This is a genomic window from Arthrobacter sp. MDT2-16 (assembly GCF_054510925.1).
Genome location: NZ_JBTNDP010000002.1, coordinates 353,621 through 366,665, shown reverse-complemented (window position 1 = coordinate 366,665; position 13,045 = coordinate 353,621). Strand labels below are relative to the sequence as shown.

Sequence of the window (13,045 nt, the reverse complement as noted above, 5' to 3'; positions counted from 1 at the left end):
GTGGTTCACGCAGTGCCGGCTGATTCTCACCGCGCGAGACCCGCCGATCCCGAATCGACGGCTCGGAGCGGACGCCGCACGCTCCGGGAATAAGTTGAAGCTGCAACAAGTTGTGCAGGACATGCACGTCCACACCCCGAGGAGCTCCATGTCCGCCCACGATCTGCTTCCCGCCGACACCGCCATGGGGCCGCTGACACTGAAGGTCGGAGACCTGGCGTCCATGTCCACCTACTACGCGACCGCGCTCGGCCTCGAGGTGCTCGCCGACGGCGCGGACGCCGTCGTCCTCGGCCGGCGGGGGAGTGCGGTGCTCCGCCTCGAGGAGGCGCGTCACCTGCGCCTCCCCAGCCGCGGGGAGGCCGGCCTGTTCCACACCGCGCTCCTCTTCGCCGATCGCGCGGACCTGGCCGCCGCCGTGGCCTCCGCCGCCCGCCATCCCCTCAGTGCCTACGTGGGAAGCGCGGACCACCTCGTCAGCGAGGCCTTCTACTTCAGCGACCCCGAGGGCAACGGCATCGAGTTGTACGTGGACCGGCCCCGCGAGACCTGGGCGTGGACGGAGGACGGGCGCGGCAACCGGGAGGTGACCATGGACAGCCTGCCCCTGCCGCCGCAGGAGTACATCGGGAAGTACCTGACGGAGGCCGCGGCATCATCCCCGGAGTCGGGGAGCGCCACCGTGGGCCACGTGCACCTCCAGGTGGGAGACGTGGACACCGCCCGCCGCTTCTACGTGGACGTGCTCGGCTTCGAGCGCACCGCCGGCTGGCACGACCAGGCCCTCTTCGTCTCCGCCGGCGGGTACCACCACCACATGGCCATGAATGTCTGGAACAGCAGGGGCGCCGGCCCGCGCAAGGACACCCTCGGCCTCGGTGAGGTCCTCATCCGCGTACCGGCTGCGGACGAGGTGTCGGCCCTCGCCGATCGCCTCACCCATGCAGGGATCGGAAGCCACCACACCGGGGCGGAGCTGCGCTTCGAGGACCCGTGGCGGAACCGCCTGAGGGTTGCGGTCGAGGACCCGTCCGGCAGCGCCGCGTGAGGCCGCGCAGGACGGGCCGGAATCGCCTAATTTCCCGCCGTCTGGCACAATGGACACGTACTCGATCCGTGCAGCCCCTCTCTCTGCGCGTGCATTGTGTCCTTTGAACCCATCTGGATGGCCCGCCCCACGGGAGCAGGATGACGGGTTCGCCCTTTTCATCTACAAGGAGTGACCACACAAGTGGCCGTAAAGATTCGCCTCAAGCGCATGGGCAAGATCCGCGCACCCTTTTACCGTGTCGTCGTCATGGATGCACGCTCCAAGCGTGATGGTCGTGCCCTCGAAGAGATCGGTAAGTACAACCCCACCGAGGAGCCCTCGTTCATCGAGATCAACTCCGAGCGTGCCCAGTACTGGCTGGGAGTCGGCGCCCAGCCGACCGAGCAGGTCTCCGTCCTGCTGAAGATCACCGGCGACTGGCAGAAGTTCAAGGGACTCAAGGGCCAGGAAGGCACCCTGCGGACCAAGGCACCGAAGGAGTCGTTCGTCGCACCCGAGAAGGGCTCCGTGATCGTGCCCGAGGCCATCACGCCGAAGGCGAAGAAGAACGACGACGCCGCCGCGGAAGCAACCGAGGCAGAGTAACTTGCTGGCCGAAGCTCTGGAGCACCTCGTCCGCGGCATCGTCGACAACCCTGACGACGTCCGGGTCGCCGCGAAGAACAACCGCCGCGGCGAGACGCTCGAGGTGCGCGTGCACCAGGAGGACCTCGGCCGCGTGATCGGCCGCCAGGGCCGGACCGCCCGTGCACTGCGGACCGTGGTGGCCGCCCTCGCGGACGGCGAGCCCGTGCGGGTCGACGTCGTCGACACCGACCGCCGCCGGGGCTGAACCTCCAGAGCCAGGCACGAACCCGATCGGCCCCACCACCAGGACATGGTGGTGGGGCCGATTTCATGTATCACTGGCACCACGGCCAGCACCACACCATCGGCACGGACAGCAGGAGCACCACCATGGATGTACTCGTAGCGAGGATCGGCAAGCCCCACGGCATCAAGGGCGAGGTGACGGTCCAGCTCTTCACCGACGCACCGGAGGACCGGTTCGAACCCGGCGAGACCTTCCGCGTCGAAGGGGCCGCCGTGGCCGAGCTGACCGTCGTGAAGGCGCGATGGAACAAGGACATCCTGATCGTCGGCTTCGAGCAGGTCCCCGACCGCAACCAGGCCGAGACGCTGCGCGGCGCGCAGCTCTTCATCGACAGCGAGGGCGCGGACGACGACGAGGACGACGCCTGGTACGAGCACGAGCTCGTGGGACTGGATGCCCGCGTGGACGGTGAATCCGTCGGCACGGTGACCGGGCTGCGCACCATGGCGGTCCAGGACCTCCTGGTGGTCGGGCTCGCCGACGGGCACGAGGCGCTCGTGCCGTTCGTCGGGGCGATCGTGCCCGAGGTGGATCCCGAGGGAGGCTTCGTCACCATCGTCCCGCCGGCAGGACTCTTCGACCTCAACACCCCCGGCTCCAACCAGGCACCCGACGACGGCGACGGCGTTGCCGCCGACGGCTCCGACGCTCCGGAGGCAGCCGGCGACACGCCCGGTGGGGCGCGAGACTAGTGCGCATCGACGTCGTCTCCATCTTCCCGGAGTACCTCGCCGCCCTGGACCTGTCCCTGATCGGCAAGGCGCGGCAGGACGGCGTGCTCGACGTCCGCGTCCACGACCTGCGCTCCTTCACCACGGACCGGCACCGGACCGTCGATGACACGCCCTACGGGGGCGGCGCGGGCATGGTGATGAAGGCGGAACCCTGGGCGCTGGCCCTCGAGGCAGTCCTCGCCGACGCGTCTCCGGCCGGTGCTGCCGACGCTGCCGGTGGTGCTCCTGCGGCTCACGACGGGACGGCCGGTGCCCCACCGGGCGACGGACCCGCGACTGTCGGCTCGACGGACAGCGCTTCGTCGGCCGGCACTCCTCCGGCTCGGCGCCGGCCGACGCTCGTGGTGCCCTCGCCCGCCGGAGCGGTCTTCGACCAGGCGATGGCCTACGAGTTCGCCGAGCTCGACCACCTCGTCTTCGCCTGCGGCCGCTACGAGGGGATCGACGAACGCGCGATCGACTGGGCGCGCGGGCCGTTCGACGTCCGCCCGGTCTCCCTCGGCGACTACGTGCTCAACGGCGGGGAAGTGGCGGTCCTCGCCATGGTCGAGGCCGTCGGCAGGCTCATCCCCGGCGTCGTCGGCAACCCCGAGTCCCTCCTCGAGGAATCCCACGCGGACGGCCTGCTCGAATACCCGGTGTACACCAAGCCGTCCTCCTGGCGCGGCCGGGACATCCCCGAGGTGCTGCTGAGCGGCAACCATGCGAGGATCGCGCAGTGGCGGCGCCTGGAGCAGTTCCACCGCACCGCCGACCGGCGTCCCGACCTGCTGGCCGCCGTCGACACGGCCACCCTGACGAAGGCCGACCTCACGGCGCTGCGCGCGGCGGGGTTCGACGTCGTCGACGGCATGCTCACGCGCCCCCCGCATTAGCGGTTGGCGACGCTGCTGTGGAATAATCGGAGATCGTGTCCACTGGGCCGGACCCTGCCACAGGGGGCGTCCGGCCAACAGTTCGCACACACCGGCCGCCGACCTTCCGGATCGGCCGGGAACCCTACTTCGGCGGCATCGCCAGGACCCTCGGTCCCGTCCTTGCCCGCCGTGACCAACGTGAATGACCTGTGGCGTTCACCAGGAGAATCAGCATGCACATCCTCGATTCCGTAGACGCCGGATCCTTCCGCGACAACGTCCCCGACTTCCGCGCCGGCGACACCGTCAACGTCCACGTCAACATCATCGAAGGCAAGAACACCCGTGTTCAGATCTTCAAGGGCTTCGTCGTCGGCCGCCAGGGCGACGGCATCCGCGAGACCTTCACGGTCCGCAAGGTGAGCTTCGGCGTCGGCGTGGAGCGTACGTTCCCCGTCCACAGCCCGGTGCTCGACAAGATCGAGGTCGTCTCCAAGGGCGACGTCCGCCGCGCCAAGCTGTACTACATGCGCGAACTGCGCGGCAAGGCAGCCAAGATCAAGGAGAAGCGCGACCCCAAGACGGTCAAGTAACCCCTCTGGTGCAGTTCACCTCCGCTTCCCGGTCACCGGCCGGAGAGCACCCGGAACGCCGGTCCTTCGTGGGCTGGCGTTTCGTGTTCTCCGCCGTCGTCGTCGCGGTCCTCATCACAGGACTCGTGCGCGGTTTCCTCGTCGACGTGTACTTCATCCCCTCGGCCTCCATGGAGCCGCTGCTCACCGAGGGTGACCGGGTGCTCGTCGCCAAGGCGGAGGACACGCGGGGCGATGTCCGGCGCGGCGACGTCGTGGTCTTCGACGGTCGCGGCTCGTTCGACCCCATCACCGACCCCCGCAGCCTGCCTCAGCGCACGGTGGCCGCCGCCGGTCAGTGGCTGGGGCTGACCGGCAGCGACACCGTGTACGTGAAGCGCGTCATCGGCGTCGGTGGGGACCATGTGACGTGCTGCTCGGAGGACGGGCGCCTGACGGTGAACGGGCACGCTCTCGAGGAGCCGTACCTCCACCCGGGGGACGCGCCGAGCGAGGACGCCTTCGACGTCGTCGTCCCCGAGGGCCGCCTGTGGCTCCTCGGCGATCACCGCTCGGCGTCCATGGATTCCCGCTCGCTGCTGGGCGCGCCGGGCGGAGGGCTCGTCGCGGAGGATCGGATCATCGGACGGGCGTTTCAGCTAGTCTGGCCCCTGGAGCGGTTCGCCCCGATCGACCGGCCCCTCGGCTGACACGACACCCCCGGCGGCACGCCGGATCAGCAGGACCGCACCCGGTGGACGGCCGCCGGGAGCCACGACCACAGAGGAAACCTTCACATGGCACGGAGCTTCCGCAGGAAGTCGCCCACAGGGACCGAGGCCCCCGCAGCACAGTCCTTCGATCCGGACTCCGACGGCAGTACCCGGGCGGGCGCCCCGACCGGCTCCCCGCGCGGGAGGAAAGAAGCCGACCGCGGGTTCGGGGCGTGGCTGAAGGAGATCGCTACGATCGTCGTGATCGCCCTCGTGCTGTCCTTCCTCATCAAGACCTTCCTGTTCAGGGCATTCTTCATCCCGTCGGGCTCGATGGAGGAGACCCTCGAGATCGACGACCGGATCTTCGTCAACCAGCTCGTGCCCGAGCCCTTCGACCTTGAGCGCGGAGACGTCGTCGTCTTCCGCGACACCGAGGAGTGGCTGCCGCCCCAGCCCGAAGCGCAGGTCAGCTGGCTGAAGGAAGCACTCATCTTCATCGGGCTCGCCCCCGACGAGTCGCAGCAGCACCTCGTGAAGCGCGTCATCGGGCTGCCGGGCGACCACGTCATCTGCTGCGACGCCGAGGGCCGGATCACCGTCAACGGCGAGCCGCTCGTCGAGCCCTACCTCTACCCCGGAGCCACGCCGTCGGACCTGCCGTTCGACGTCGTGGTGCCCGCGGGCAATGTGTGGGTCATGGGCGATCATCGCAACGCCTCGGCGGATTCCCGCGCCAATCAGGACAAGGATGGCCAGGGCTTCGTCAGCGTCGACGACATCGAGGGCAAGGCCGCCGTCATCGCCTGGCCCCTGAACCGCATCGGCTTCCTCGGCAACCACCCCGACGTCTTCGACGGCGTGCCCGAGCCCGCAGCCGCGGCAGGACCTGGTCCCTCGGGACCATGACGGCCCCGGGCAGGAAGCGATCCGCCGCGCCGACCCTGACGGTGGAGAAGTCCCTCGCCGCCGACGGACACCGGTACATCGCCGGCTGCGACGAGGTCGGCAGGGGAGCGCTGGCAGGGCCTGTCTCGGTGGGGATCGTCGTCGTCGACCTCGATGCGGCGAAGGGTATCCGGGGAGTGCGGGACAGCAAGCTGCTCCCGCCGGCCGACAGGGAGGCGCTGGTGCCGCGGATCCGCCGCTGGTCCGTCGCGTCCGCCGTCGGGCATGCCTCCGCTGCCGAGATCGACGCGCTCGGGCTCATGGCCGCCCTGCGCGCCGCCGGCAGCAGGGCGTGGGCCTCGGTGCTGGAGACCGTCACCCCGGATGCCGTGCTCCTGGACGGCAACCACGACTGGCTGTCCGCGCGATCCCAGGGACTGCTCTTCGCGACGGGCGACGGCGAGGCCGCGCCGGTCGAGCCGGCAGGCTGCACGGCCCCGGTGCACACCCGGATCAAGGCCGACCTGAAGTGCCTGAGCGTCGCGGCCGCGAGCGTGCTGGCCAAGGTGGAGCGCGACGCCCTGATGGTGTCGCTCGCCGCCGACCATCCCGCCTTCGGCTGGGACGGGAACAAGGGATACGCGACCGAGGGTCATCGTGCCGCGATCGACGCCGTCGGTCCCAGTGCGTACCACCGGAAGACCTGGCGCCTGGGGAGTACCGACCGGCCCTGTGCGCCGCACCTGGAAAGTGGAGGATGATGAACTGATGAGTGCCGAGGATCTTGAGAACTACGAAACCGACATGGAGCTGCAGCTCTACCGCGAGTACCGGGACGTCGTGGGGCTCTTCAGCTACGTCGTCGAGACGGAGCGTCGCTTCTACCTGGCGAACACCGTGGATTTGCAGGCGCGCTCGGCCGATGGCGAGGTGTACTTCGACCTGACCCTGCAGGACGCGTGGGTCTGGGACGTGTACCGCTCGGCGCGGTTCGTGAAGAACGTCCGCGTGATCACGTTCAAGGACGTGAACGTGGAAGAGCTCTCCAAGTCGGACGACATCGCACTGCCCAAGGACGGCACGCTGGGCAACTGACACCCGGCGGGTCCGGGGGGCGACTCTACGCCGGTGTCACACCATGGGGTCGTCGTCGTCCGTACCTCCGTAGGGGAAGGCATCCTCGCCGTCGATCGGCACGTCCGCCGCCTGCTCGAGGCGGTCCGCCTCGGATCCACCGGTCCCTTCGCCGGCGATCCCTCCGCTGACGACGTCGCCGGACCCCGCCGGTGCACCCTGTTCCTGCAGATCGGCCTCGGATCCGCCGTTCCCGCCAGGGGTGGTCCCTCCGCGGGACGCGGTGTCGCCCGCCCCGTCCGGGATGCCCTGCTCCTGCAGGTCGGCCTCACTGCCGCCGGGCAGAAAATCGCTGGTCTCGGACACTGTGTCCTCCTTCGGCTCGTGACGGCGTCACCGTGACGTCGCTCCACCACGCTACGAGGTGAGGCCGAATCGGTGCCACCGAAATCTTCCCGATCGTGCCCTTTCGGACATCGATGCCCGACCCGTCGGTCGGGTTGTCCACATAGGCGCCCTCCGCACGGTGTCGGCGTGCCGCCTCCCGGACTCTGGTGGAGGAGGTGAGTGCCATGCTGGCGAAGGATCGGCTGGGGCGTCGCGGTGAAGCGACAGCCGCTGTGTACCTGGAAGAGGCGGGACTGACGATCGTCGACCGCAACTGGCGGTGCCCGTCAGGGGAGATCGACCTCGTGGCCGTGGACGGGTCGACGCTCGTGATCGTCGAGGTCAAGACCCGGAGCTCGGAGGACTTCGGGCAACCGCTGGAGGCCATCACCGCGGCCAAGCTCGAGCGCCTGTACCTGCTGGCATCGAAGTGGGCGCGGTCGCACAACCTGCGGTTCAGCGGCTTCCGCATCGACGCCGTGGGCGTGCTCGACGACGGCACGGGCGCACCGCGGATCGAGCACCTGCAGGGCGTGATCTGATGACGCTCGGGCGGACCTACGCGGTGTCCCTCGTGGGCATGAACGGGCACGTCGTCGAGGTCGAGGCGGACATCGGCCAGACGCTCCCAGCCTTCGTGCTGCTGGGCCTGCCCGACGCATCGCTCAACGAGGCGAAGGACCGCATACGGGCGGCCGCGCGGAACGCGGGCGTCCCCCTGAGCCGACGCAAGATCACGGTCAATCTCATTCCGGCGTCGCTGCCCAAGCGCGGCTCCGGCTTCGACCTCGCCATCGTGATGTCCGCGCTGGCCGCAGCCGGGGACGTCCGAGGGTGTGGCACCACCGTGTTCATCGCCGAGCTGGGTCTCGACGGTCGGCTCCGGCCGGTGCGCGGGGTGTTGCCCGCGGTGATGGCCGCAGTGCAGGCGGGGCACTGTCACATCGTCGTCGCCGAGGAGAACGCCGCCGAGGCCGCTCTGGTGCCGGCGGCCGCGGTGCGGTCCTTCGGCACCCTCGCCGAGGTGGCTCTGGCCTTCGGCGCCGACGGGGCGCAGGTGACACTGCCCGCACCCCTGCATCACCAGGAACCCGGAACCTCTCCCGTCCAACCCGCACCGCTGAAGGACCTCTCGGACATCGCAGGCCAGCAGGAGGCGAGGTTCGCGCTCGAGATCGCGGCTGCAGGGTCCCACCACCTGCTGATGGCCGGGCCGCCGGGGGCGGGGAAGACCATGCTTGCGGAACGACTCCCGGGTATCCTGCCGGACCTCGAGGACGACCACGCGATGGAGGTCACGGCGATCCACAGCCTGAGCGGCGAGAGGCACTGCACGGCGCTCGTCCGCACACCGCCCTTCGAGAGCCCCCACCACACCGCTACTCCCGCCTCGATCATCGGAGGGGGAAGCGGCATCCCGCGGCCGGGCGCCGCGTCCCGGGCGCACCGGGGCATTCTGTTCCTCGACGAGGCTCCGGAGTACGAGCGCCGGGTACTCGAGGCGCTGCGCGAGCCGCTGGAGAGCGGACGCCTCGTACTGCACCGCGCATCCGGGACCGCCTCCTACCCGGCGCGGTTCCAGCTCGTCCTCGCGCTCAACCCCTGCCCCTGCGGACTCGCCAACGGCAAGGGCATCGACTGCACCTGCACGGCCCAGCAGCGCCGGCGGTACTTCAACCGGCTCTCCGGACCGCTCCTGGACCGGGTCGACCTGCAGCTGGCAGTGCAGAGGGTGAGTCTCGCGGACTACGCGGACGGCCGGCCTGCGGAGACGTCCGACGTGGTGGCGGGTAGGGTCGCGGAGGCGCGGGCAGCCCAGCGGGAGCGACTGCGCCCCTGGAACCACGCGACGAACGCCGAGGTGCAGGGGCGCATCCTGCGCGGCGACCTCGGCCTGCCGCGGAGCGTGACGGCGTCGCTCGACAGGGCCCTGGACAGGAACCTCGTCAGTGCCCGTGGCTGGGACAGGGTGCTCCGAGTCGCCTGGACCATCTCGGACCTCGCCGGTCGCGTGCGGCCGGATGCTGACGACGTCGTCACGGCGCTGGGGTTCCGGCTCCAGGAGCGTGCCGCATGACCGGGATCGAGGTCGACCACCTGGCGAGGGCCTCCCTCTCGCGGTTGTTCGAACCCTCCGACGCGGTCGGCCTGGCTCTGGTGTCGGTGACCGGTCCCGTGGACGCCCTGCGAATCATCCGCCGTGAGGTCGATGCGGGATCGCAGGTGCGGCGTTCCCTGCGCGAGGCACTCGACGTGCCCGATGGCCCCCGCGATCCTTTGAAGGACGGGTTGTCCCGGTGGGCTCCGAGGCTTCGCGACCTCGCTCCCGAGCGGGACCTCGCAACCCTGAAGAGGCTCGGAGGAAGGCTTGTCACGCCCGAGAGCGAGGAATGGCCCGAGGCTCTGGATGACCTGCAATCCGCCAGGCCCCTCTGCCTCTGGGTACGTGGAGGAGCAAGGATTCCGGAGCTCGCCCGCACGGCCGCGCTCGTCGGGTCGAGGGACAGCACCGCCTACGGTGCAGCCGTGACGACGGATCTCGCGACCGGCCTCGCCACGCGCGGATACACCGTGGTGTCGGGAGGCGCCTACGGTATCGACGCCCAGGCTCATAGGGCGGCCCTCGCCTCGGCGGGGGACGGGGACCGCCCGCCGACCATCGCCCTGCTGGCCTGCGGCGTGGACCGGTACTACCCGGCGGGCAACGAGGACCTGCTGCGGACCGTGGCGGCGAGGGGACTCCTGATCTCCGAGGTCCCGCCCGGCAGTTCGCCCACGAGGTGGAGGTTCCTCCAGCGGAACAGGCTGATCGCGGCCTTGAGCGTGGTCACGGTGGTCATCGAGGCACGCTGGCGCTCGGGTGCCCTCAATACCGCGCACCACGCGGCCGGGCTAGGCCGCTCCGTCGGTGCCGTGCCCGGCTCCGTGTACTCCGCCAACTCCGCGGGCTGTCACAGGCTTCTGCGTGACGGCAGTGCTGTGTGCGTCGCGGATGCCGCCGACGTGGTCGAGCTCACCGGGCCGCTGGGCGGAGACGCCTCGGGTGATCGTGCCCGGGCATCCGCTGCCCCGGGACGGGAGCAGGACGGCCTGGCGCTCCCGGACCTGCTGCTGCTCGACGGACTGCCCGTGCGAGCCTCGACGACGGTCGACAAGCTGTCCACCGTCGCGGGCCTCTCCGTGCGGGACGTCATCAGCGGACTGGCACGTCTTGAACTCGCCGGCCTCGCGGTGCGTGCCGATGGCGGGTGGCGCCGCCAGAAGGACTGAGGCTGGTCCGGACCGCAGCACAGGCACCGGAATCCACCCTGCTTTCCCGCACCGCCCTGCCGGACCCGCCGGCTCCCAACGTCAGGAGGACTTCCATGGACAGCAGTTCCAGCACAGGTACCAGCACAGGTACCAGCACAGGCCCCGCTGCAGAGCACGGTGAGCGGTGGTATGTCGAGGTCTCCTCGCCGGTCGGACCGCTTCGGGTCGTCGCCGAGGGCGGCATCATCGTCGGCCTGTACCACGGCGACCACAGCCCGGCGCCCTCGCAGGGTCGACTGGGGCGTCCGACGACTGGTCCGGATACGTCTCCACGGGAGGAGGCGCCGGCACCCGGGCGGGTGGTCGGCCCTGTCACTCCGGACAGGACCATGGCCGTCCTTCGGAGGGCGGCTGCGGAACTCGCCGAGTACTTCGCAGGTACCCGCCGCGCCTTCGAGGTGCCGGTCGGGTTGCAGGGGACATCCTTCCAGGTGGGGGTGTGGGAGGCGTTGACCCGGATCCCCTACGGACAGCGACGCAGCTACCGGGACATTGCGGAGGAACTCGACAACCCGCGCATGGGGCGTGCTGTCGGGGCCGCCGTGCGGGCCAATCCGGTCTCGATCATCGTTCCCGGCCACCGGGTGCTCAGCAGTGCGGGCGCGGTCCTCGGGTACTCCGCGGGCACCGGGATCAAGACAGCGCTCCTCGACCTCGAGTCCGGTCGACAGCGCGGCCCCGAGTCCGGGCGGCAATGATGCGTCGGGCACGGCGACGAAGCCGACGGCCGGAGCGCCCATCAAGCCGCCCATCACTGGATCGGCAGGCCGACCACCAGGCTGACCACCAGGCCGATCACCACGGGAATCAGCGCGCCAGCGGGTCGATCCGGGCGCACGGACCGGCGCACTCCGGCCCGGCTCCCTGCCAAGCCGTCACCTGGCGTGGATACTGGTACCGGAGGCACGATGACGAACAAGAGCGCGGGAACGACCCCGGCCCTGGCGATGGCAGTACGCGGCTTCGAGGATTACCTGACGCTGCAGCGCAACCGGTCGGTGCACACGGTCCGGGCCTACCGGAAGGACCTGGAACTGTTCCTCCGGCATGCCGCGCAGTCCGGGGTGTCGGAGCTGGGACAGCTCGAACTGCGGCACTTCCGGGCATGGCTCGGAGCCCTCGATGCAGCCGGCCTGTCCCGCGCCACGATCGCGCGGCGCGCGGCGTCGGTCCGGGCCTTCATGGACTGGGCGGTGCGTGAGGAACTGATCCCGGTCAACCCCGCGCTGCGCCTGCGCTCCCCGAAGCGGACCGGTGCGCTGCCGGCCGTCCTCAGCCAATCGCAGGCGGGCACGCTGTTCGAGGACCTCGACGAACGGATGCAGCAGGGGGAACCGCAAGAACTCCAGCGGCGGGCGATGATCGAGGTGCTGTACGGAACGGGCGTCCGCGTCGGAGAACTCGTGGGGCTGGACATCGACGACCTCGACACCGAGCGGCGCACCCTCGTGGTGCTCGGCAAGGGGTCGAAGGAGCGGACCGTCCCCTACGGCGTCCCGGCTGCGCACGCAATCGACGACTGGCTCCGACGAGGCCGACCACGCTGGGCGACGGAGAAGAGCGGACCGGCCCTGTTCCTCGGTCGACGCGGCAGCCGCATCGACCAGCGCGCCGTGCGCGCCCAGGTGAAGGACGCACTCGACGCCCTCGGGGACACGGCCGCCCAGGGTCCGCACGCGCTGCGGCACAGCGCCGCGACGCACCTGCTCGACGGCGGCGCCGATCTCCGTGCGGTCCAGGAGCTCCTCGGCCACTCGAGCCTCGCCACCACGCAGCTCTACACGCACGTGTCCGTCGACCGCCTGCGGCGCAGCTACGAACAGGCGCATCCACGCGCCTGATCGACCGGCAGGGGCGTTCCTTCTCCGCCCGTCGACACCCCACGACCGGGCACCTGGCACCCGGGCCGTCCTAGTGGCGAAATTCACGTTCGTCGGGCACAATGAGCAGGAGTTACATCGAACCTGCACATCACGTGCGGGTGGGTCTCGTGAAGTACCCGCTCATCTGCAGTTCCATCATCCGTTGAAGGTCGTTGGGGAAGACGTACCTACAGCTATGGAGGATGGAATGTCTGTTGTGATGGCCCGCGGTGTCCTGTACGTGCACTCAGCCCCTACTGCGTTGTGCCCTCATGTCGAGTGGGCTATCGGGTCCGTGCTGGACAAGCGCATCGACATGGAGTGGACGGCGCAACCTGCTGCGCCCGGATTGCTCCGGGCCGAGCTGTCCTGGGTCGGTCCGCAGGGTTCGGGGGCGCAGCTCGCCTCGGCCCTCCGCGGCTGGGCCCATCTCCGGTACGAGGTCACCGAGGAGCAGAGCGCCGGAGCCGACGGCGGCCGATGGTCGCACACGCCCGAGCTCGGGATCTTCCACGCCACGACGGACGTCCACGGCAACATCATGGTGACCGAGGACCGTATCCGCTACGCGTACGAGGCGGGGGCAGGGGACCCGGCAGCGGTCTACCACGAACTCTCGCTCGCGCTCGGGGAGTCCTGGGACGAGGAGCTCGAACCGTTCCGCCACGCCGCCGAGGGCGCCCCGGTGCGCTGGCTCCACCAGGTCGGCTGAACGTCCCTT

17 protein-coding genes are annotated in these 13,045 nt (G+C 70.0%); 16 read left to right on the top strand and 1 reads right to left on the bottom strand.

The annotated features are described in order from the left end of the window. Positions 1-148 precede the first annotated feature (148 nt). The 10 genes from ACX80N_RS06325 (at position 149) to ACX80N_RS06280 (ending at position 6,784) form a co-directional block, all read left to right on the top strand. A complete protein-coding gene (locus ACX80N_RS06325; protein WP_459338709.1) occupies positions 149-1,048 on the top strand; it encodes a VOC family protein in 900 nt (299 codons plus the stop codon). Between the two features lie 183 nt (positions 1,049-1,231). Next, positions 1,232-1,636 (top strand): 30S ribosomal protein S16, encoded by a 405-nt coding sequence (gene rpsP, locus ACX80N_RS06320; RefSeq protein ID WP_105030848.1) that lies wholly within the window; start codon positions 1,232-1,234, stop codon positions 1,634-1,636. 1 nt (position 1,637) lies between these two features. Next, on the top strand, positions 1,638-1,883 hold the full coding sequence (locus ACX80N_RS06315) for an RNA-binding protein (protein ID WP_105030847.1): 246 nt from the start codon (positions 1,638-1,640) through the stop codon (positions 1,881-1,883). Between the two features lie 125 nt (positions 1,884-2,008). Beyond that, positions 2,009-2,617 carry a ribosome maturation factor RimM gene (gene rimM / locus ACX80N_RS06310; protein WP_105031009.1) on the top strand — a complete coding sequence of 203 codons (609 nt, stop codon included), beginning with the start codon at positions 2,009-2,011 and terminating at the stop codon, positions 2,615-2,617. Further along, complete coding sequence (gene trmD / locus ACX80N_RS06305) at positions 2,617-3,534, top strand: tRNA (guanosine(37)-N1)-methyltransferase TrmD (protein WP_459338708.1); 918 nt, start codon at positions 2,617-2,619, stop codon at positions 3,532-3,534. The genes rimM and trmD overlap by 1 nt, the downstream gene beginning before the upstream one ends. 215 nt (positions 3,535-3,749) lie before the next feature. Next, positions 3,750-4,109 (top strand): 50S ribosomal protein L19, encoded by a 360-nt coding sequence (gene rplS, locus ACX80N_RS06300; RefSeq protein ID WP_087075993.1) that lies wholly within the window; start codon positions 3,750-3,752, stop codon positions 4,107-4,109. Positions 4,110-4,177: 68 nt separating this feature from the next. Beyond that, on the top strand, positions 4,178-4,798 hold the full coding sequence (gene lepB / locus ACX80N_RS06295; RefSeq protein ID WP_240615010.1) for a signal peptidase I: 621 nt from the start codon (positions 4,178-4,180) through the stop codon (positions 4,796-4,798). Positions 4,799-4,885: 87 nt separating this feature from the next. Next, entirely contained in the window at positions 4,886-5,710 is an 825-nt protein-coding gene (lepB, locus tag ACX80N_RS06290) for a signal peptidase I (RefSeq protein WP_459338707.1), read from the top strand. Continuing rightward, positions 5,707-6,450: a ribonuclease HII gene (locus tag ACX80N_RS06285; RefSeq protein WP_459338706.1), complete on the top strand. Its 744-nt coding sequence runs from the start codon at positions 5,707-5,709 to the stop codon at positions 6,448-6,450. The genes lepB (ACX80N_RS06290) and ACX80N_RS06285 overlap by 4 nt, the downstream gene beginning before the upstream one ends. A 7-nt stretch (positions 6,451-6,457) precedes the next feature. After that, on the top strand, positions 6,458-6,784 hold the full coding sequence (locus tag ACX80N_RS06280) for a DUF2469 domain-containing protein (RefSeq protein WP_105031007.1): 327 nt from the start codon (positions 6,458-6,460) through the stop codon (positions 6,782-6,784). Between the two features lie 36 nt (positions 6,785-6,820). On the opposite strand, the gene ACX80N_RS06275 is transcribed toward ACX80N_RS06280, so the two are convergent. Beyond that, positions 6,821-7,129, bottom strand: coding sequence for a hypothetical protein (locus ACX80N_RS06275; protein WP_459338705.1), 309 nt, complete (start codon positions 7,127-7,129; stop codon positions 6,821-6,823). Between the two features lie 206 nt (positions 7,130-7,335). On the opposite strand from ACX80N_RS06275, the gene ACX80N_RS06270 reads away from it, so the two are divergent. The 6 genes from ACX80N_RS06270 to ACX80N_RS06245 all read left to right on the top strand — a co-directional run bounded on the left by ACX80N_RS06270 (position 7,336) and on the right by ACX80N_RS06245 (position 13,036). Then, positions 7,336-7,692, top strand: coding sequence for a YraN family protein (locus tag ACX80N_RS06270; RefSeq protein WP_459338704.1), 357 nt, complete (start codon positions 7,336-7,338; stop codon positions 7,690-7,692). After that, on the top strand, positions 7,692-9,227 hold the full coding sequence (locus ACX80N_RS06265; RefSeq protein ID WP_459338703.1) for a YifB family Mg chelatase-like AAA ATPase: 1,536 nt from the start codon (positions 7,692-7,694) through the stop codon (positions 9,225-9,227). Before ACX80N_RS06270 ends, ACX80N_RS06265 begins: the two co-directional genes overlap by 1 nt. Beyond that, positions 9,224-10,420 (top strand): DNA-processing protein DprA, encoded by a 1,197-nt coding sequence (gene dprA / locus ACX80N_RS06260; protein WP_459338702.1) that lies wholly within the window; start codon positions 9,224-9,226, stop codon positions 10,418-10,420. Before ACX80N_RS06265 ends, dprA begins: the two co-directional genes overlap by 4 nt. Positions 10,421-10,515: 95 nt before the next feature. Continuing rightward, the gene (locus ACX80N_RS06255; protein ID WP_459338701.1) at positions 10,516-11,160 is read left to right on the top strand and encodes a methylated-DNA--[protein]-cysteine S-methyltransferase; all 645 of its coding nucleotides are present in this window, start codon (positions 10,516-10,518) and stop codon (positions 11,158-11,160) included. A 210-nt stretch (positions 11,161-11,370) separates the two neighbouring features. Continuing rightward, entirely contained in the window at positions 11,371-12,303 is a 933-nt protein-coding gene (locus ACX80N_RS06250; RefSeq protein ID WP_459338700.1) for a tyrosine recombinase XerC, read from the top strand. A 229-nt stretch (positions 12,304-12,532) separates the two neighbouring features. Beyond that, on the top strand, positions 12,533-13,036 hold the full coding sequence (locus ACX80N_RS06245; RefSeq protein ID WP_105030837.1) for a DUF3145 domain-containing protein: 504 nt from the start codon (positions 12,533-12,535) through the stop codon (positions 13,034-13,036). The last annotated feature ends 9 nt before the right edge of the window (positions 13,037-13,045 follow it).